Annotated in this window: 14 protein-coding genes; 4 read left to right on the forward strand and 10 right to left on the reverse strand. The window is 70.8% G+C overall.

The annotated features are described in order from the left end of the window. Window positions 1-60 precede the first annotated feature (60 nt). Window positions 61-3276: a bifunctional cytochrome P450/NADPH--P450 reductase gene (locus ACIQVI_RS04775; RefSeq protein ID WP_403591052.1), complete on the forward strand. Its 3216-nt coding sequence runs from the start codon at window positions 61-63 to the stop codon at window positions 3274-3276. Between the two features lie 69 nt (window positions 3277-3345). Here the strand turns inward: ACIQVI_RS04775 and ACIQVI_RS04780 are convergent, their stop codons facing one another. From ACIQVI_RS04780 to ACIQVI_RS04825, 10 genes are all read right to left on the reverse strand, one after another. Next, window positions 3346-3972 carry a TetR/AcrR family transcriptional regulator gene (locus ACIQVI_RS04780; protein ID WP_403591055.1) on the reverse strand — a complete coding sequence of 209 codons (627 nt, stop codon included), beginning with the start codon at window positions 3970-3972 and terminating at the stop codon, window positions 3346-3348. A 110-nt stretch (window positions 3973-4082) separates the two neighbouring features. Further along, window positions 4083-6272 (reverse strand): SpoIIE family protein phosphatase, encoded by a 2190-nt coding sequence (locus ACIQVI_RS04785; protein ID WP_403591058.1) that lies wholly within the window; start codon window positions 6270-6272, stop codon window positions 4083-4085. A 72-nt stretch (window positions 6273-6344) separates the two neighbouring features. Next, window positions 6345-7211 carry a phytanoyl-CoA dioxygenase family protein gene (locus ACIQVI_RS04790; protein WP_351971022.1) on the reverse strand — a complete coding sequence of 289 codons (867 nt, stop codon included), beginning with the start codon at window positions 7209-7211 and terminating at the stop codon, window positions 6345-6347. A gap of 98 nt (window positions 7212-7309) precedes the next feature. Continuing rightward, a complete protein-coding gene (locus ACIQVI_RS04795; protein ID WP_403591061.1) occupies window positions 7310-8461 on the reverse strand; it encodes an aspartate aminotransferase family protein in 1152 nt (383 codons plus the stop codon). Window positions 8462-8583: 122 nt separating this feature from the next. After that, on the reverse strand, window positions 8584-9699 hold the full coding sequence (locus ACIQVI_RS04800) for a Zn-dependent alcohol dehydrogenase (protein ID WP_403591064.1): 1116 nt from the start codon (window positions 9697-9699) through the stop codon (window positions 8584-8586). 28 nt (window positions 9700-9727) lie between these two features. After that, complete coding sequence (locus tag ACIQVI_RS04805; protein WP_403591067.1) at window positions 9728-11086, reverse strand: NAD-dependent succinate-semialdehyde dehydrogenase; 1359 nt, start codon at window positions 11084-11086, stop codon at window positions 9728-9730. A gap of 26 nt (window positions 11087-11112) precedes the next feature. Then, the gene (locus tag ACIQVI_RS04810; protein ID WP_403591070.1) at window positions 11113-11817 is read right to left on the reverse strand and encodes a transporter; all 705 of its coding nucleotides are present in this window, start codon (window positions 11815-11817) and stop codon (window positions 11113-11115) included. Then, window positions 11814-13250: a flavin monoamine oxidase family protein gene (locus ACIQVI_RS04815; protein ID WP_403591073.1), complete on the reverse strand. Its 1437-nt coding sequence runs from the start codon at window positions 13248-13250 to the stop codon at window positions 11814-11816. The genes ACIQVI_RS04810 and ACIQVI_RS04815 overlap by 4 nt, the downstream gene beginning before the upstream one ends. Further along, window positions 13234-14157 carry an alpha/beta fold hydrolase gene (locus ACIQVI_RS04820; protein ID WP_403591076.1) on the reverse strand — a complete coding sequence of 308 codons (924 nt, stop codon included), beginning with the start codon at window positions 14155-14157 and terminating at the stop codon, window positions 13234-13236. Before ACIQVI_RS04820 ends, ACIQVI_RS04815 begins: the two co-directional genes overlap by 17 nt. Next, window positions 14150-15685 carry a flavin-containing monooxygenase gene (locus ACIQVI_RS04825; RefSeq protein ID WP_403591079.1) on the reverse strand — a complete coding sequence of 512 codons (1536 nt, stop codon included), beginning with the start codon at window positions 15683-15685 and terminating at the stop codon, window positions 14150-14152. Before ACIQVI_RS04825 ends, ACIQVI_RS04820 begins: the two co-directional genes overlap by 8 nt. Window positions 15686-16238: 553 nt before the next feature. Here ACIQVI_RS04825 and ACIQVI_RS04830 point away from each other — a divergent pair. From ACIQVI_RS04830 to ACIQVI_RS04840, 3 genes are all read left to right on the forward strand, one after another. Further along, the gene (locus ACIQVI_RS04830; RefSeq protein WP_403591082.1) at window positions 16239-17687 is read left to right on the forward strand and encodes an APC family permease; all 1449 of its coding nucleotides are present in this window, start codon (window positions 16239-16241) and stop codon (window positions 17685-17687) included. Between the two features lie 200 nt (window positions 17688-17887). Further along, entirely contained in the window at window positions 17888-18952 is a 1065-nt protein-coding gene (locus ACIQVI_RS04835; RefSeq protein ID WP_403591085.1) for a dihydrodipicolinate reductase, read from the forward strand. Window positions 18953-19174: 222 nt separating this feature from the next. Continuing rightward, window positions 19175-20539, forward strand: coding sequence for an NAD(P)/FAD-dependent oxidoreductase (locus ACIQVI_RS04840; protein ID WP_403591087.1), 1365 nt, complete (start codon window positions 19175-19177; stop codon window positions 20537-20539). Window positions 20540-20560: the final 21 nt, after the last annotated feature.

The raw sequence follows: 20560 nt of genomic DNA on the forward strand, positions 1-20560 counted from the left end.
CTCGACAAAGTCGTATGTATGTTGGCTGGTGACTGCTGGAGTGCAACGAAAGGCACGCTCATGACTCAGGTGTCCGTAGGCGCGGCACGGGCGATCCCCGAGCGCCCCCCGCTGCCCCTCGTAGGCCACGCGTTCAACGTTCCCGCGGGCGCCGACTTCCTGACCTACCTGCAGAAGGAGTTCAGGGAGTTCGGCCCCGTGTACCGGCTGCGGCTCTTCGGGAGGGACACCGTCATGGTCGGCGGCCTGGACCTCGTGACCGAACTGTCGGACGAGACCCGCTTCCGCAAACACGTCCACGCCGACCTGGTCGAGGTCCGGGCCCTGGCCGGGGACGGCCTGTTCACCGCCTACAACCACGAGCCGAACTGGCGCAAGGCCCACGACATCCTGATGCCCGCGTTCTCGCTCGGCTCGATGCGCAGCTACCACGCCCCCATGCTCCAGGTCGCCCGGTCGCTGATCGGCAAGTGGGACCGGCTGGCCGGGGTGCAGTCGGTGGACGTGCCCGACGAGATGACCCGGCTGACCTTCGACACGATCGGCCTGTGCGGCTTCGGCTACGACTTCCAGTCCTTCCGCCGGAACGACCTGCACCCGTTCGTCGAGGCGATGGCCCGGGCCCTCGTCTTCGCCCAGGAGAAGGGCGAGTCCATCCCGGGCTCCGAGCTGTTCAAGAGGAAGAAGACCGAGCAGTTCCGCGCGGACGTCGACCTGATGACGGACCTCGTCGACGACGTGATCAGGGAGCGCCGCGCCTCCGGCGACACCAACACGGACGACCTGATGGGGCTGATGCTGCACACGAAGGACCCCGCCACCGGCGAGCCGCTGGACGACGTCAACATCCGGCACCAGGTGGTCACCTTCCTGATCGCCGGCCACGAGACCACCAGCAGCGCGCTCTCCTTCGCCCTGTACTACCTGACCAAGCACCCGGAGGTGCTCGCCCGGGCCCAGGCCGAGGTGGACGCCCTGTGGGGCGACACCGACTCCCCGGACCCCCAGTACGGCGACATCGGCAAGCTCACCTACATCCGTCAGGTGCTCAACGAGAGCCTGCGGCTGTGGCCGACGGCGCCCGCGTACGCCGTCGAGCCGATCGAGGACACCGTCATCGGCGGCAAGTACCCCGTCCGCAAGGGCGAGTCGCTGATGGTGATCGCCTCGGCCCTGCACCGCGACGCGGCCTGGGGGGAGAACGTCGAGCTGTTCGATCCCGAGCGCTTCACCCCCGAGCGGGAGGCGGCCCGCTCGGTCCACGCCTTCAAGCCGTTCGGCAGCGGCGAACGGGCCTGCATCGGCCGCCAGTTCGCGCTGCACGAGGCCACCCTGCTGCTCGGCCTGCTGGTGCACCGCTACCGCCTGATCGACCACACCGACTACCGGATGAAGATCAAGTCGACGCTGACCATCAAGCCCGACGGGTTCAGCCTGCGGCTCGCCCGCCGCACCGGCGACGAACGGCGCCTGCCCGCCGCGACGGCGGCCACCCCCGTCGCGGGCCGGACCCCGGCCGTGACGCGCCGGGCGAGCGGCACCGCGCTGACGCTGCTCCACGGTTCCAACCTCGGCACCTGCGCCGGCATCGCCCGCGACCTCGGCACGGACGGCGAGGAGCACGGCTTCGCCCCGACCGTCGTCTCCCTCGACCAGTACACGGAGAGGCTGGCCGGCTCCGAGGGCCCCGTCGTCATCGTCGCCGCCTCCTACAACGGCCGCCCCACCGACGACGCCGCCGGGTTCGTCGCCTCCCTGGAGAACCTCGCCCCGGGCTCGCTCGCCGGGCTGCGGTACGCCGTCCTCGGTGTCGGCGACCGCAACTGGGCGGCCACCTACCAGCGGATCCCCACCCTGATCGACGAGCGCCTGACCGCCGCCGGTGCCGTCCCGCTCCTGGAGCGCGGCAGCGCCGACGCCTCCGGCGACTTCGGCGGAGTGGTCGACCGGTGGACGGAAGACCTGTGGAAGGCGCTCCTGGAGGAGTACGGCGAGGCGGCCGCCGGTGAAGCGGCCGGCCCCGCACCGGAGACGGAAGGCGAGGGGCTGTACGAGCTGGAGGACACCTCGGAGTCGGTCCTCGGCGGTCTCGCCGAGCGCCACGGCGTCCAGCCGATGGAGGTCCTCGAAGCGTACGAACTCGTCGACACCGACCACGAACTGGGCCGCTCCAAGCGGTTCCTGCGGCTCCGGCTGCCCGAGGGCGTCACCTACCGCACCGCCGACCACCTGGCCGTCCTGCCCGGCAACCCCGAAGCCCTCGTCCGGCGCGTCGCCGACCGCTTCGGCCTCGACCCGGACCGCACCGTCCGGCTGCGCGCCCGCCGCCGCAGCCGGGGCGCCCTGCCCGTCGACCGGCCGCTGACCCTGCGCCGCCTGCTCACCGACTTCGTCGAGCTCCAGGACGCGGCCACCCAGGAGCAGGTCGCCGTACTCGCCGAGCACACCGCCTGCCCGCCCGAGAAGCAGCCGCTCACCGCCTTGGCCACCGCCGATCCCGAGACCTTCCGGGAGCAGGTGACCGCCGCGGGGCTCAGCGTCCTGGACCTCCTGGAGCGCTACCGCGCATGCGAGCTGCCCTTCGAGCGCTTCCTGGAGCTGCTGCCGGTACTCCGTCCCCGGCACTACTCGATCTCGTCGTCCGCCGCGGCCCGGCCCGGCGAGGCCGACCTGATGGTGTCGCTGCTCGCCGCCCCCCACCGGTCGGGCGAGGGCACCTTCCGGGGCATCGCCTCGCACTTCCTGCAGACCGTGGACGCGGGTGACGTGATCCAGGCCCGTGTCCTGCCGTGCGGCGAGTCCTTCCGCCTCCCCGAGGACACCTCCGTGCCGGTGATCCTGGTCAGCGCCGGCACCGGACTCGCGCCTTTCCGCGGCGCGGTCCTCGACCGTCACCACACGGGCTTGACCGGCACCCTGCTCTGCTACTTCGGCTGCGACCACCCCGACGTGGACTTCCTGCACCGGGAGGAGTTCGAGGCGGCCGAGGCGGCGGGCGCCGTCAGTATGCGCCCCACCTTCATGCACGCGCCCGAGAACGGAGCCCGGTTCGTCCAGGAGCGCATCGCCCGCGAGAGCGAGGAGGTGTGGTCGGTCCTGGAGGCCGGCGGACGCGTCTACATCTGCGGCGACGGCCGCCGCATGGCCCCCGCCGTACGGGAGGCGTTCATGGCGATCTACCGCGAGCGGACCGGCGCGAGCGACGAGCGGGCCGTGGCGTGGCTGGCCGAGCTCGTCACGTCCGGACGCTACGTCGAGGACGTCTGGGCCGGCTGATCCTCACGAGGAGAGGGAGACGGCGGTGGGCGCACCTTCCAGGTGCGCCCACCGCCGTCTCGTGTTGTGTCAGGCCATCGGTACGTCGGGGAGGTCGAGCTCCCCCTTGGCCAGCGCCACGGTCGCGGCCACGAGCGCTCTGAGGCCCGCCCGCTCGGTGGCTTCGTCCGGCAGGGACATGAGGACCTGCATGGTGAGTCCGTCGAAGCCGGAGAGGAAGAACCGGGTCACCGTCTCCGGGGACTCGGCCAGCTCCTGCCCCGTCCTCGCCGCCGTCTCCGTGATCACCCGCGTGGTCACCTCTATGACCCGCCGGTAGTGGCTCTGCCGGGCCTCGTTGAGACCGGGCACGCGCAGGGCGAACATGGTCAGCTCGCTGAGCAGCTGGTGGTGCGACGACGGCTCGCGCACCGTACCCCACAGGGCCCCCGCCAGGGCGCTGAAGGTCTCCTCGAAGCCCGCGTCCTCCGGCGCCGCCCGCTGTACCTGCGCGACCAGCTCGTCCGTGATCTGGTCCATGACCGCGCGGTACAGGTCCTCCTTCGTCCCGAAGGTGTAGTGGACGGTGGCCTGCGCGACACCCAGCTCCGCGGCGATGGCGCGGGTGCTTCCCGCGGCGACGCCCTCCCGGGTCATGAGGTCGATGGCCGCCTTGATCAACTGGGGGCGGCGCTCCGCCGCGGAAACATGAGCCATGGGCCGAGTATATCGACTTAGTCGATCGATCAAGTCGGTTCGGGCGAGGGCTCGGTCACCGGACGGACGGGCAGCCCCGTCGAACTCGTTCCCCCGGAACCCGAGTGGGGTCACGTCCCTCCGACGGCCGGTCCGCCGTGTGCGGGGAGGGCTTGCTCGGCCCAGATGACCTTCCCCTCGCGGCTGTGTCGCGTGCCCCATCGCTCGGTGAGCTGGGCCACCAGGAGCAGGCCGCGGCCGCCTTCGTCGGAGATCCTGGCGCGGCGCAGATGCGGGGAGGTGCTGCTGGCGTCGGAGACTTCGCAGATGAGCGTCGACTGGAGGATGAGCCGTAGCCGGGCGGGGCTCCTGCCGTAGCGGATCGCGTTCGTCACCAGTTCGCTGACGACCAGCTCCGTGGTGAAGGACAGCTCCTCCAGACCCCAGGCCTCCAGGACGTCGGACGCGAAGCGGCGGGCGCCGGACACGGCCGCTGGATCGGACGGGAGGTCCATCGTGGCGACGTGGTCCGGGTCGAGGGCATGGGTCCGGGCGACGAGCAGCGCGACGTCATCGGCGGGGCGGCCGGGCAGCAGTGAGGCCAGCAACCGGTCGCAGGTCTCCTCCAGGGACTCCGGCGCCGAGGCGAGGACATCGTGCAACACCGTGAGCGCGAGGTCCACGTCACGTGTGCGGTCGGTGATCAGTCCATCGGTGTGCAGGGCCAGTAGGCTGCCCTCCGGCAGTTCGAACTCGGTCGTCTCGAAAGGGAGTCCGCCCAGGCCGAGGGGCGGCCCGATCGGCACCTCGGGCAACTCGACCGTGCCGGGGGCCCGGGTGGTCCCGCCCGGGGTCGGGGGGACCACCACGGTCGGCGGGACGTGGCCGGCGCAGGCGAGGGAGCACACGCGGGAGACGGGGTCGTAGATCGCGTACAGACAGGTGGCGCTGGTCTCGCCCTCGTCCGGCGACTCCTCGCGCTGCATCCGGATGACCACGTCGTCCAGATGGGTGAGGAGCTCGTCGGGCGTGAGGTCGATGTCGGCGAAGGCGCGGACGGCCGTGCGGAGCCGGCCCATGGTGGCGGCGGCGCGCAGGCCGCGACCGACGACGTCGCCGACGACGAGCGCGACGCGGGCCCCGGACAGCGGAATCACGTCGTACCAGTCACCGCCCACACCCGCGCGGGACCCGGCGGGCAGGTAACGCGAGGCCGTCTCGACGGCCGGCTGTTCCGCCGTGTGGCGCGGCAGCAGGGTCCGCTGGAGGGCGAGCGCGGTGGAACGCTCGTGGGTGTACCGGCGGGCGTTGTCGATGGACACCGCCGCCCTGGAGACGATCTCCTGCGCGAGGAGGAGATCGTCGTCGTCGAAGGGGGCCGAGGTGCGATGGCGCGCGAACTGCACCAGGCCCAGGGCGTCCCCGCGGGCGTGCAGGGGCACGAGGAGAACCGAGTGCAGGCCGAGCGCGCGCAACACCCGGCCGTGGGACTCCGACGGCGCCATCCACGCGGGCATCCTGGCCCCCGCGACGTGGTGCAGGACGGAGCGGCCGGTGGCCAGGGCGCGAACCGGTTCCGAGCCGTCGGGATAGGAGTGGGCCTCGCCCCTGCGGAGCAGGGACTCCGGACAGTCGTCGAGGACGGACCGCTGGGCGACCCGGCGCTGCGTCAGGGCCTCCGGCGAGCCCGTGCCGGGCTCGTCGAGGGCGGACTCGAAGAGGTCGACGGTGACGAGGTCGGCGAAGTCCTCGGTGCAGACCTCCGTCAGCTCCTCCGCGGTGCGGGTGACGTCGAGCGTGGTCCCGATCCGCTTGCTCGCCCTGTCGGTGAGGGCGAGCCGGCGCCGCAACAGGTGGTCGCGCTCCTCCTGGTAGGCGGCGACGACCTCTTCCGAGGAACGGTCCACGTAGTCGAAACCGATCGCGACCAGCCTCATCGTGGCCAGGTGGATCATGAGCCAGTCGTCGGTGAGGCGGGGAGCCTCGGTCTGCACCCGTTCGAGCAGGCTGAGGTGGCCGAGCCGGTAGACGCGCAGGAGTCTGCTCACCGGGATGCCCCGCCGGGCGTAGAGGCGCCCCATGTCCAGGGCGGCCGGAGGAACGACCGAGGCGCTCGCACCGGGGCGGGTCTCCAGGAGGTCCAGGAAGGCGCTGACGTGCTGGACCGTCTCGTCCAGGGTCAGGGCCGAGATGTCCGCGTCCTCCCACAGCTCGGGGGCTTCGCCGTTCAGACGCCGGAGCAGCAGGTCGGCCAGGGTCTTCACCTGTGGCCTCAGGTGGCGGGCCATCCGACCGAGGAACGCATCGACGTCGGTTCCCATAGTGCGAAGGTAAGGGAAACCCATGACGTGCGCTCCTCGGACGGCTGCGGCGGCCTCTGGTCGGCCCGGATCTCAGAGACCGAGGTGGTCGCCGAGGTCGGCGTAGTCGACCTGCCACAGGCCGGGGGAGCCCGTGGGGTACTGGGAGCGGAAGCCGAGCATTCGCTGGACGCGCGGCGAGAGCGTCCTGGCGAGCTCCCTGTCGACCAGGAAGGGGTACGCCTCCTCGCCGGTGAGGAACCCCGCGTTGAAGGTGAAGGCGAGGCCCCGCCGGTACTCGTCGCCCGTCCGGTTCGCCCCGCCGCCGTGCGCGGTCTTGCCGCTGATCAGAAGGACGTCTCCCGCGTCCATGACCGCGGGAACCGTCCGGTCGGGAGTCCCGCGGTCCTCGAAGTCGCTCCAGTGGTTGCTCCCGGGGATGACGCGGGTGGCGCCGTTCTCCTCCGTGAAGTCGGTCAGGGCGACCAGGAAGTTGATGGTGACCTCCGGGCCGCCGGGCCCCATGCCGATGAACGGGAACCAGTTCTCCAGATCGCGGTGGAGCATCTGCGCCCGGTTGCCGGGGCCGATCTCGATCACCTGCGCGGTGGTCATCCAGTACGTGCCCGACTCCTGGAGGAAGACCAGGTCGCTGATCTCGTGGACGAGGGGATGGTCGATGACCTCGCTGCGGAACGTGACGCTGTGCGTCACCAGGTTCGTGAGGCGCTTGGTGTTGCTGCCGTGGAACGCGGCCACGACCTCGTCCTCGTGGGTCGACCCCGGGTCGAGCGCCCGCAACGGCTGCTCGATCTCGGCGTTGAAGCGGACGATCTGCTCCTGCGTCAGGAAGCCCTTGATGATGACGCCACCCTCGCGGGTCACGATCTTGAGGATCTCCTCCGCCGGCGTGTCGTTCACCACGGACGTCAGGGCCTGGGCCTTCTTCTGGGTCGTCATGTGCGTCCTCTCCTTCGATCTGCGTCGCGGTTGACCGGCCGTTCGCTCGGCCACGGGGGTGATGAGCGCGATCCGGCTGGTGGAGTGGTTTGGGGGCGTCAGGACTTCCGCAGCAGCCGGTCGAGGGCCTCGGCCGTCGCCTCGATGTCGGAGGTGGTGTGTGCCGTACTGAGGAAGACCTTGCCGGACGGCATGAACAGGAAGCCCCGACGCAGCATCCCTTCGAGGATCTCGGTCCAGAGCCCGCTGGTCCCGTGGAGTCCGGTGGCCCCGCCGGCGGGGACGTACTGGAGGAGCGAGCCGACCCGGTTGAAGCGGCCGAACTCGGCGGACGGACCGAGAGCGCCGCCGACGAGCGCTTCGAACTCGGCCGAGGTCCGTTCGAGCAGCTCGTAGACCGCGGGATCGGCCAGGGCCCGCATCGTCGCCGCGACGGCCGCCAGTGCGACCGGGTTGGCGTTGAAGGTTCCGGCGTGCACGACCCCGGTCGTCACCTGATCGACCAGGTCGGCCCGGCCGACGACGGCGCTCTGGGTGAACCCTCCGGCCATCGCCTTCCCGAAGACGGACAGGTCGGGCAGCACGCCGTACTTCTCGGCCGCCCCGCCCCGCGCGATCCGGAACCCGGCGATCACCTCGTCGAAGACGAGGACGACGCCGTGCCGGTCGCAGAGGGTCCGCAGCGTCGACAGGAACTGCGGTGTGGGTGCTTCGACGCCGGCGTTGCTCATCACCGGATCGACGAGCACGGCCGCGATGTCGCGCTCGGCGGACTCGCCCAGCAGGCGCTCGGCCAGCCGCACGTCGTTGAAGCGCGCCACGACCAGGTCGTCGAGGACGCTTGCCGACTGTCCCCGTCCGCCGGGGGTGGCGGGGCGGTCGCAGTCGTCCTCGGACATTCCGGCGTACACGGTGTCGTGCCAGCCGTGGTAGCTCTTGGCGAACTTGAGGACGCGGCGCCGCCCGGTGGCGGCCCGCGCGAGGCGCAGCGCCACCTGCACCGCCTCGGTCCCCGTGTTGCTCCACAGCAGTCGCTCGCCGTGCGGCACCGCTTCGAGGACCGCTTCCGCCGCGAGGTACTCGAGCGGGTGGCCGGTGCCGACGACCTGCATCTTCGTCGCGACCCCGGTCACGGCGGACACCACCCGCGGGTCGCCGTGACCGAGGACGAGCGGACCCCAGGCCATCACGTAGTCGACGTACCGGTCGCCGTCCAGGTCCCAGACGTACGCGCCTCGCGCCTCGCGCACGAAGAGCGGATGGGGAGGCATCGCGGCGCGCAGGCCCGACCCCACTCCTCCGCCGACGCTGCGGCGGGCTCGCTCGAAGGCCGAGCGTGATGATTCCAGGGCCATGGGATCGCCCCCGCCTTTCAGTACGTGATCACCGAGCGGATGCCGATGCCGCGCTTCATCCGGTCGAACGCCTCGTTGACGTCCTGGAGACCGATCTCGCTCGTCACGAGGGAGTCCAGGTCGATGCGGTTGTTCATGTAGTGGTCGATCAGCAGCGGGAAGTCGGAAGCCGGCTTGCTGGAGCCGTAGTTCGAGCCGATGAGCGACAGTTCCTGGTCGGACATGACGAAGGGATCGATGGAGACCTTCAGGCCGTCCGCCACCTGCCCGGCGACCACCGCCGTACCGCCCCGGGCCAGGACCTCGTAGGCCGACTCGATGGTGCGGGGCAGGCCGATGGCCTCGATGGCGATCTCCACGCCGCGTCCGTCGGTGAGCCGGCGCACCCCGTCGGCGAAGTCCTCGCGGGCGTTGTTGATCAGGTCGGTCGCCCCAAAGACACGGGCCTGTTCGAGCTTCTCGTCGGAGACGTCCGCGGCGATGATCCTCCGCGCGCCGGCGAGTCGGGCCCCCTGGATCGCGTTCAGGCCGACGCCGCCGCAGCCGAGGACCAGCACGGTGTCGCTCGGACGGACCTTGGCGGTGTTGACGGCCGCGCCCACACCGGTCGTGACGGCGCATCCGACCAGAGCCGCCTGCGGGAACGGGGCGTCGTCCCGGATGGCGATCGCGCCCGATTCGGGCACGAGGGCGTACTGGCCGAACGTTCCGAGGCCCGCGAAGCTGAGGACGTCGTCCCCGTCGGCGGACGTGATCCGGGACCGGCCGTCGAACGACAGGTGGTTCGCCGAGTGCTGGCTGACCATGTCGCACAGGACGGGCCTGCCGCTGACGCAGTAGGAGCAGCGGCGACAGGAAGGCGTCCAGGACAGCACGACGTGGTCGCCCTTCTCCAGCGTCGTGACGCCCTCGCCGACGCTCTCGACGATCCCGGCTCCCTCATGGCCGAGGATCATCGGCGTAGGAACCTCCCATTCGCCCAGGAGGACGTGGAGGTCGCTGTGGCACACCCCGCTCGCCTTGAGCCGCACGAGCACCTCGCCGGGCGGAGGCGTCGAGGGGATCGTCACCCGCTCGATGGTCAGCGGTTCGTTCGGCGTCCTGAAGACGGCGGCGTCGAATTCGATGGTCATGAAAGTCTTCCTTCCGTGTTCCGGGCGATCACGTCCGAGCGGTGCGGATGAGCTTCTTGTTGGCGAACTCGTCGATTCCCGCCCGCCCTAGCTCGCGGCCGAAACCGGACAACTTGACCCCGCCGAAGGGAAGTTCCGCGCCTTCGAGGCCGACGCCGTTGACGAAGACCATGCCGGCCTCGATCCTGTCGGCGACGCGCAGCGCCTGCTCGGCGTCCGTCGTGAACACGTAGGAGCCCAGCCCGTACGGGGTCGCGTTCGCCAGCTCGACGGCCTCGTCCTCGGATCCGACGCGGTAGACGGTCGCCACGGGGCCGAAGAGCTCCTCGGCGGCCGACGCCGACGTCGGCGAGACGCCCGTCAGGACGCCGGGCGGGAAGTACGCTCCTTCGCGCTGTCGCGCGGAGACGAAGGTCGCCCCGTCGGCGACGGCTCGCCCGACCTGTTCCTCGACGTACTCGGCGGCGGCGACCGAGGAGAGCGGCGTCAGCCCGTCGGTCAGGGCGAGCACCTTCTCGGTGAACCTGTCGAGGAAGGCGTCGTAGAGGTCCTCGGCGACGATGAAGCGCTTCCCGGCGTTGCACGCCTGCCCGGTGTTCTCGAACCGCGTCTCGACCGCCGCCCGGACCGTGGCGTCGAGGTCGTCGGTCGACAGCACGACGAAGGGATCCGAGCCGCCCAGCTCGAGCACCACCTTCTTGAGGCTGCGCCCGGCCTTCTCGGCGACCTCCGCGCCGGCCCGCTCCGAACCGGTGAAGGAGACGCCCCGCACGCGGGGGTCGGCGATGGCGCGGCCGATCTGCTCTCCGGTGGCGTGGACGTTGACGTAGCAGCCCCGGGGGAGGCCCGCGTCCGTGAACAGCCGCTGGAGCGCCTCGGACGACTCCGGGCACTGCGACGCGTGCTTGAGCACGATGGTGTTGCCCAGCGCGAGGTTGGGCGCGGCGAACCGGGCCACCTGGTAGTACGGGTAGTTCCAGGGCATGATCCCCAGCAACACGCCGACCGGCTGGCGACGGACGAAGGCGGTGCCCTCCCCTTCGAGGAGTTCGATCGGTTCGTCGGCGAGGAACTTCTCCGCGTTCTCGGCGTAGTACCGGTAGATCGAGGCGCTGAACTCCACCTCCACGACGGCCTCGGCCACCGGCTTGCCCATCTCCCGGTGGATGATCCCGGCGAGCTGCGCGCTGCGCTCGTCGTGGAGGGCGGCGACGGTGTTCAGCAGTTGGGCGCGCTGTTCCACGGAAGTCCGCCTCGACCACTGCGCGTAGGCTTCCGCCGCCGCGTCGACCGCTCCCGCGACGACCTCGTCCGTCGCGGTCGGGTACTCCTTGACCAGCTTGCCGTCGGTGGGGTCCACCACCGCGTACACGTGCCTCTTCGCCATGCTGACTCCTTCTTCGTTCTCGGGGTTCATGCGAGGGTTCCGGTGGTGCGGGACGGGTTCGCGTCCAAGGCCGCCTCGTGGTCGTGCAGGGCGCGGTAGGCACGGAAGTAGACGAATCCCTGGGTGCCCCACGTCGCCAGTGCGGCGGTGTAGAAGATCGTGCGGTTCGCGTCGTCGAACGGCAGGGGGAAGAAGTCGTACGTGATCGCGATGGTGGTCCCGGCGGCCGTGACCAGTGCCGTCCAGACCGCCGGCCACCTCGCGCCCGCGTTCCAGAGCCGCTTGGCGAAGTACCCGAGGAAGACCGCCGTGAGGAGGTTGGCGACCACGTAGAACACGGCGACCCAGAACGCGATGCCGCCCGCGTGGAGATCCGCGCCGTGGAACTGCCGGAGGAGGAGACCGGTCACGGTCGCGACTCCGAACACGGCGACGTCGACGCCACGGCTCGGCTTGTAACGGTGGGTGACCTTCATCAGGCCCATGACCAGGATGAGCGTGATGCCGACCGACCTGGAGAAGGCGTCGAGGAAGTACGCCAGGTCGTACAGGACGCTGTCGCTCTTGGCGCCGAGCAGGGACCAGAGCAGGAAGTTGGTGCCCGACGTGGCGACGACCGTCCATTCGAGGCCCAGGAGGTAGTTGCCGTAGCGGCGGATGAACTTCCAGCCGTAGAAGTAACCGGCGAAGATCATCCACAGGTCGGCCAGAAGGAACAGGATCTCCCTCATCGGGACGCCCCCTCTCGGACGTCGCGGGACAGCAGGGCGAGGACGCTCTCCGCGGTGCGCTGGCCCGTCAGAACCGCGCCGTTCATGGTTCCGGCCCATTCCCCGGCGGTCTCGCTGCCCGCCCAGTGGACGCGCCCGTGGGGCTCGGAGAGCGCCTTGCCGAAGCTCGTGGTCGCGTAGGGGGCGACGGCGGGGTTGGGGCCGCCCGGGGCGAAGGGCTCCGCTCCCCAGCAGTGGTCCACGTAGTCGATCGGGGCGCGGGCCTGCGGACCGTAGAGGTCGGCGAGCTGCTGGACGACCCGGTCGCGCCGGGTCTCGGGGCCGAAGCCGTCGAAGACGCGCGGATCGCAGAAGGCCATCAGGACGCCCGGTCCGCCGGGGGCGGGGGACACGTCGAAGGTGATGAACACGGTTCCGGTGTCGGTCACCGCCTCACCGGAGAACCCCTCGGTCCGCCAGAACGGCTTCTCGTAGGCCACGAAGGCCTTGCTCAGCACGCCCATGCGCCAGGTTCGCGTGAGCCCCTCGCCCCGCTCGGGCAGGGCGGGGGCGAACTCGATGGCGGCGCGGTGCGCCGGCGAGGCCGTGACGATCGCGTACCGGGCGTGGATCTCGCCGGAGCCGGAGCCGGAGCCGGAGCCGGAGCCGGAACTGGAACTGGAGCCGGTGCTGACGGTGACGCCGTCGTCGTCCTGCGTGATGCGGCGCACCGGTGTCTCCAGGCGCACGCGGTCGCCGAGCCGCTCCGCCACCCGCTTGGCGATCTCCTGGGTGGTCTCGACGATCCGGTCCTGCTGCTGACCGCCCTCGACGTCCAGCATGTGGTCGAGTCCGCCCGCCGAGCGGATGTAGCGCAGCGCGTGCAGCAAGGAGACGTCGCCCGGGGTGCACCCCCACTGCACCTTGCTGACGACGGTCATCAGCGCACGGGTGCTGGGCAGCGCGTTCTTCCGGTCGAGCCACTCGCCGAACGAGACGGCGTCGAGCCGGTCGGCCCCCGGCGTCTCCCAGGCGGCGTTGACGTCGATGGTCGCGACCAGCTGGTTCACCGCCGTCTGGATGCGGGCCATGTCCACCAGGGCCAAGGGGGAGACCTTGGGAATGGTGCCGCTGTAGGTGCGGCGCCGGCCCGTCATCCACAGCACGTTGCGGCCCCGGGCGAACTGGCCGGTCGTCGTACACCCCATCCGGCTCGCGAGGTCCCGGACGGCGGTGTGGCGCCGTGCCACCCACGTCGCTCCGAGGTCGACCTTCACGCCCGCCACCTCGCCGGACAGCGAACGCCCTCCGACCCGGTCGCGGCCTTCCACGACCACGACGGACCGCCCCGTGCTCACCAGCCGCTCCGCCGCGCTCAGACCGGCGAAACCGGCGCCGACGACCACGACGTCGACCGTGGTGTCCCCTGAACCGGACTTACGAGATCCGGACATGGTTTCCTCCTTCGCCCACACGGTTCGCGTGCTGCGAGATGTGGGTCGTGATGGGGGCGACGAGGGCCTCGGGGATGTGGTGGCCCATGCCGGGGACGACCACGTGCTGCGCCGAGCGGATCGCCCGGACGGTCGCGGCGCCGCCGCTCGGGTCGACCAGCGGGTCCCGGTCGCCGTTGATGACCAGGGTCGGGGCCGTGATCCTGCCCAGCTCGGCCGTCCGGTCCCCGGAGCGCTGGATCGCCTGGATCTGGCGTGCCGTGCCGGCGGCCGGTTCACCGGCGCTGCGATCCCATCCGCGCGCCGCGACGGCGGCCTCGGCCGCGTCGTCGATGGGGTGGTCCGTTCCCGCGACGTGCCGGGTGAGTCGCAGGTGAGCACGGACCGCCGCGGTTCTGTTCCGCGCGGGCGGGGCGGCGAGGAGCCGGATCGTCGACAGCGTCGGCCGGCCCACCTTCTTCGCCCCGGTGGTCGAGTAGAGCGAGGTCAGCGACAGCACGCGCTCGGGCGCGGTGGCCGCGATCGTCTGCGCGATCATCCCGCCCATCGACCGCCCGACCAGGTGAGCCCGCGCGATCCCGAGACGGTCGAGTACGCCGACGGCGTCCTGGGCCATGTCGGCCAGCGCGTACGCGTCACCGCGCGGGCACGCGGCGATCTGACGCCACAGCCCGGGAGGGGGCGCGGCGACGAACGTCGACTGGCCGACGTCACGGTTGTCGATCGCGACGACCCGGAAACCGTGGGCGACGAGGGAGCCGACGAACGAGTCGGGCCAGAAGGTGAGGTCCTCGCCCAGTCCCGCGACGAGCAGCATCGCGGGGTCGTCCTCGTCGCCGTGGTCCCGGAAGCAGATCGTCATCCCGGACGGCAGGGTCGCGTACTGGTCGGCGCCCGTCTCAGACACGGGTGCCCCGCTTCCCGCCGGGCGCGGGTGCGGCCGCCCGGCGGGAGCCGAACTCGAGGTTCTCGTCGGCCACCGGGCCGCGCAGCGCCCTGGCGTCCTCGGGGTAGGACATCGCCATCCGCCAGGGCTTCTCGGGTCCCTGCTTGGGCAGAAGCTTCTCGCCGCGCTTGGCGTACCCGGCCTGAAGGTCCATGACGGGCCTGCGGTTCGTTCCCGACGGGGCGACCGGAACCACCGTGTCGTATCCGCGGGCGTCCATGTGCCGGACCAAGTCGATGAAGTAACGACACATCAGGCTCACCTTGAGCGTCCAGGACGAGGTGGTGTAGCCGATCGCCATCGCCCAGTTCGGCATCCCGCTCAGCAACATGCCGCGGTAACAGAGCGCGTCCGCGATGTCGACCTGGCGCCCGTCGACCACGAGGGGCATACCGTCGAAGAGCCGGAGGTTCAGCCCCGTCGCGGTGACGACGACGTCGGCCTCCAGTTCCTCACCCGACGCCAGGACGATTCCGCGCTTGCTGAACCGCGCCACGGCGTCGGTGACGACGGAGGCCCTCCCCTCCTTGATCGCGTCGAAGAAGTCGCCGTCCGGTGCCACGCACAGCCGCTGGTCCCACGGGTCGTACGGCGGGTTGAAGTGCTTGTCGACGTCGAACCCCTTGGGAAGGCGCTTGGCGTTCTCGCGCCGGATGAAGGCCCGTCCTGCCCTGGGGAAGGTCCGCAGGCCCTTCACGACGGCGTGTTCGGTCCAGATGTTCTTGAACCGCGTCACGGCGTACCCGCGCTCCTCCCCGAGCAGCTTCGTGAGCGCCAGGGCGACCTTGTCGACGCGGGGGAGCGCCATGACGTAGGTGGGGGTGCGCTGCAGCATCGTCACGTGCCGGGCGGCGCCCGCCCCGGTGGTCATGGCCGGCACCAGCGTGATCGCGGTCGCGCCGCTGCCGATGACGACGACCTTCTTGTCGCTGTAGTCGAGTCCCTCGGGCCAGTGCTGCGGATGGACGATCCGGCCCTCGAAGTCGTCCCGTCCCGGGAACTCCGGGGAGAACCCCTCGTCGTACCGGTAGTAGCCGGTGGCGGCGAAGACCCATCCCGCGTGGATCGTCTTGGTCCGGGTCGCTCCCGTGGCGGGGTCCGAGGTCCGGACGGTGAGGGTCCACAGCGAGTCCGCCGTGGACCACTCCGCGCGGACGACCCGGTGGCCGAGCCTGAGGACGCGCTCCAGGCCGTTCTCCTCGACGGTCTCGTGGAGGTACCCCTTGATGAGGGGGGCGTCGGCGATCGCGGCTTCGTGGCGCCAGGGCTTGAACGCGTATCCGAACGTGTGGAGGTCGGAGTCCGAGCGGATGCCGGGATAGCGGAACAGGTCCCAAGTGCCTCCGATGTCGTCGCGCGCTTCCAGCACGGCGAGCGACTTGTCGGGCAGCTCCCGGCTGAAATAGGTGGCCGCGCCGATCCCGGAGATCCCTGCTCCGACGATCACCACGTCGAATTCCTCGACGGCGTCCAACACCTCAGCTGTCATGGCGTTTCCTCGCTGTTCCTGTGGCGGTCACCTCACTGTCGCGAGCGGCGACCGCCTCCGAGAACGACAGCGGGCACCTCCTTCGCCGGGGCTCGGTGCACGATGCACAGGCGGGCCGGTCAGCTGCGCCCATACGGTGTCCGGCGTTCGGGCGTGCCGCAGTCATTGCGCGGTAAGGACCGGCGCGATAGATGTTTGCCCTCGGTGTTTAGTGGTACTAAACACCTCGTCGTGGTCGTGCGCGGAGGTCGAACCCGCCGTCGTCACGGCTTCGCTGCGCGTCGGGACCCACGGGTGTATCGAGCCGCAGAAGGTTCGTCGCCGTCACTCCCGCGATCGCGGTCGAGCGGAAGCGGCCGGCGACCCGGCACCCGTACGGGGCTACGTCTTCTCGGGCCGGAGATTCCGCCTCTTCCCGCTCCGGCTCAGTCGCTCCGGCTCGGCCGCTGCGAGGGAGCCGCACCCGTTCCTTCGCGCAGGCGCACCGCTTCACGCACTCCTTCATCCACCCATGACGGGCCGGTGCCGGTCCGTGAGCCGAAAGGTGGTCGCGATGACCGACCTCTCCAAGACAGGGCACGCCGAAGCACCCGGCGGTGAAGCGGGACCGGGCAACCCGCTCCACCGTGGGCTCGGCGTGTCGCAGATCGTGTTCATGGTCGTCGCGGCGGCGGCGCCGCTCGGCCTTGTGGCCGGCGGGGTACCGCTCGCCTTCGCCGTGAGCGGCAGCCCGGGGATGCCGCTGTACTTCGCGCTGTCCACCGTGCTGCTGCTGGTCTTCGCGGTCGGCTTCACGCTGATGGCCGGACGGATACGCAACGCGGGCGCCTTCTACGCCTACGTCCAGGCGGGGCTGGGCCGGATCCCCGGTCTCTCGGCCGCGACCCTCGCGCTCTTCTCCTACACCCTGCTCCTCGTCGGGGTGAACGCCTACGTCGGCGTCGCGACGAGCAACGCCATCGAGCGGTACGCCGACGTCGGCTCCTCCTGGTGGGCGTGGGCGCTCGTCTCGCTGGGCGTCATCGCCTTCCTCGGCCATCGTGACATCGAGCTGAGCGCCAAGGTGCTCGGTGCCGTGCTGGTACTGGAGTCCCTGCTGCTCCTGGTCATGGACCTCGGCATCATGGGCCACGGCGGCGCCCACGGCCTGACGGCCGAGCCGGTGTCGCCCTCGATCGTGGGCACCGGCTCCCCGGGCCTCGGCGTCATGTTCGCCCTCTTCGGGTTCATCGGCTTCGAGGCGACGGCCGTGTTCCGCAACGAGGCGAAGGACCCCGACGCCACGGTCCCGCGGGCGACGTACGCCGCGATCCTGGTGATCGGAGTCTTCTACGCGTTCACCGTCTGGGCGATCGTGGTGGGTGCCGGCGTCGACGCCGTGGTCGGAGCCGCGCAGGCCGACCCCGAGGGCCTGGTCCTCGCGCTGACGCGGAGCTACGTCGGGCCCGTCTGGGCCGACACCATGCAACTCCTGCTGATCACGAGCCAGTTCGCCTGCGTACTGGCCTTCCACAACGTCGTGACGCGCTACCAGTTCGCGCTGTCCCGGGCCGGCGCGCTTCCGGCGTCGCTGGGCGTCGTCCATCCCCGGCACCGCGCGCCCTCGGCGTCCTCGGCCGTCGCCTCGGCGGTCGCGTTCGTCACCACGCTCGTCGTCGCCGCGCTCGGCCTCGACCCGATCGGGGACCTCTACGCCTGGTTCTCCGGCGCCGCCACCCTCGGCGTCGTCCTGCTGATGGCGGCCACCAGCCTTGCCGTCATCGGCTTCTTCCGGCGCGCCGACGGGCGGCAGCCGGTGTGGCGGACGGTCGTGGCCCCGGGCGTCGCCTTCCTCGGCCTGGCCTGTGTGGTCTGCATGATGGTCACCAACTTCCCGCTCCTCGTCGGCACCGTCACGGGCGCCTGGGTGATCGGCGGGCTCGTCGCCCTCTCGGCCGTGGCCGGCGCGGTGCAGGCCCTCGTCCTGCGAGCGCGCCGACCGGCCGTCTACGAGCGGCTCTGAGCGACTCGCCGGTCGGCTCATGAGCGCAGGGGCGCGACCGGTCTGTGCACCGTGCACCGTCCCCGGGGGAAGCCGGTGCCCGGTGTCGTTCTCACCGCGACCGTGGCCTGTGACAGTGGGATACGAGGCAGCCGCCACCTGCGAAGTCCGGTTTCGCCGAGCGCCGTGTCGTGGGCGGGCCGACCGGGGCGCCCAGAGGAGTGACCTTGAAGAATCGAACTGTCGTGGTGGGGCTCGGCGCCACCGGCCGGGCCCTCGCTTCTTCCTTGCTGCGGCGCGCGGACGTGGAGATCGTGGGAGCGGCGGACCGGGACCCCCGCGCGGTCGGTCAAGACCTCGGAGTGCTCCTCGGTGGCGTCGCGAACGGTGTCGTCGTCGTGAGCGACCCGGCCGAGCTGCCCGCCGCCGACCTCGCGATCGTGGCGACCGTCTCTGATCTGCGCAGGGCGGCCGACGTCCTGCTGCCGCTGCTGGAGCGTTCGTACAACGTCCTGAGCATCTGCGAAGAGCTGGCCCATCCATGGCGGAGCCACCCCGATCTGGCCCGGCGGCTCGACGACACGGCGAAGGCGCACGGCGTGACCGTCCTGGGCAGCGGGGCGAACCCGGGCATCCTGATGGACACCCTTCCCCTCCTCCTGACCGCGCTGACCCAGCGTGTGGAGAGCGTACGGATCCGCCGGCGGACGAACATGTCACGCTACGGCGCGATCCTGTCGAAGTTCGGCCTCGGTCTGACCGCGCGCGAGTTCGCGACGGCTCGCAGCCGGGGCGAGGTCGTCGGGCACCACGGCTTCGAGCAGGCCATCGGGGCGCTCGCGGCGGGGCTCGGATGGGAGCTCGACTCGGTGGACGTGGGAGAGGTCGAACCCGCCGTCGTGACGACCTCGCCGCGCACCGGGGACCACCTGCGCATCGAACCGGGGCAGATCGCGGCTGTCACCCATGCCGCCCGGGGCGTGCTCAAGGGCGAAGCGGTGATCGATCTGGAGATCACGTTCGGGTTCTTCGAACCGGCCGATGAGGTGGCCGCGGGCGACGACTACCGGATCGTCGGAGAGGAGCAGGTGGTCGACCTCCGTTCCTCCGTGGGCTTCGATTCCTTCCTCAGCACCGTCGCGGCGGCGGTCAACGCCTCCACCGCGGTCGTCGAGGCGCGTCCCGGTCTCCTGTCGATGGGGGACCTGCCTGCCCGTTCGGTCGCGGCCAAGGGAGAGCGGAGAGCAGGCCGGGCCTCGCTCGGGGCCACGACTTCTCAGGACTGAGACGGAGACGCAGAAGACGGAGACGCAGAGGACGGAAACGCAGAAGACGGAGACGCGGAAGAAGGAGAACCTCCTGTTCGCCGTCTTCGCGCGTCTCGCCGAAGAGCCGCCCGTCACGGTTGATCCGCCGGACGGGAAGGGGGCTCGGGCGCGCTGCCGGCACGCCTCGACGTGGAGCACGAAGTGGGGCGGACGCCCCACCTGGAAGGAGGTCGGGACAACATGAGGACCGACAGCACGAAGTACACCAACTTCACCGGCTGGATCGACCCGCCGGACGACGTGCGGCCCGCGCTGGACGGCGATCTCACCTGTGACATCGCCGTCATCGGCGGCGGCATGGGTGGCATGGCGGCGGCGCTGCGCCTCGCGGAGCGCGACCAGGACGTGGTCCTGCTGGAGGCCGAGTTCTGCGGCTACGGCTCGGCCTCGCGCAACGGTGGTCAGATCGCCGGGGCGCCGGGCGGTGACCTGCGGATGCTCAGTATCCAGTCCCCGAGGAAGATGCCGGTCATGGCCAAACTGGCCGAGCACGCGGGCCGCTATGTGGAAGACCTCATCAAGACGCACGACATCGACTGCGACTACGTGGCGAACGGCCTGGTGTGGGGTGCGGTCTCGCCCCTCATGATGCTCAGGGTGCGTACTCAGGCGGCGATCCTGCGCGCCTTCGGCGGGGGCGGGACCGTCGGCAGCCGGGAGGAGCTCGGCCTTCCCGCCGGGTTCGTGGGCGGGATGCGGGAATCCATCGGCGGGATGCTGAACCCGGGCAAGCTCGCCCGTGGTGTGCGTCGCGCGCTGCTCGCCTCCTCGGCCAGGGTCTTCGAGCAGTCGCGGGTGAGCGATGTCCGGCGGACCGGCGGCACCGTCGAGATCACGACACCGCACGGCACCGTGCGGGCCGACAAGGTGCTGCTCGCGACCAGCGTCTACGGCGGCGAGTGGGACATCACGCCCAAGAACCTCGCGACGCCGCTGTACGTCATCGAGATCGAGTCGGAGCCCATCGCGCCGGAGCGGATCGCCGCGCTGGACTGGACCAGCCGGTCCGGCATCATCACCCAGCACCAGCTGATGACCCACTACCGGCTCACCGAGCGCAACACCATCGTCTGCGGAGTCCGCCAGGCACAACGCGGCCAGACCTTCCCGCTCCCGGACCGCGTCCCGGACCCCGTAGTCGTGCGGGACATGGGGAAGGACCTGGCCAAGCGGTTCCCGACGCTGTCCGACGTGGCCGTCGAACGGGCCTGGGGCGGCTGGATCGGCATCAGCCCGGACTGGCTGTCGGTCGCCGGGCAGGTGGGGGACAACGTCTTCTACGCGATGGCCTGCAACGGTCACGGGCTCTGCCAGGTGCCGTACGTGACCCATCAGCTCGCCGACTACATGGTCGACGGCGAGATGCCGGAGGACCTCGCCGGCATCTGGTCGAACACCACCAAGTACTCGTCGTCCATGTCGCTGCTGATGCAGCCGTTCGTCCTCCGGGCCATCTGGGGGCTGGACCGGTTCAACGACTTCTTCAACGGCAGCAGGACGCTGGCCCGGCGGGCGCTCCGTCGTGGCAGGCGCGGGGGTTCCTGAGGAGTCGGGCGACGCCTGCTA

Origin of the sequence: Streptomyces sp. NPDC098101 (assembly GCF_044760185.1) — a bacterium.
Classification (GTDB): Bacteria; Actinomycetota; Actinomycetes; order Streptomycetales; family Streptomycetaceae; genus Streptomyces.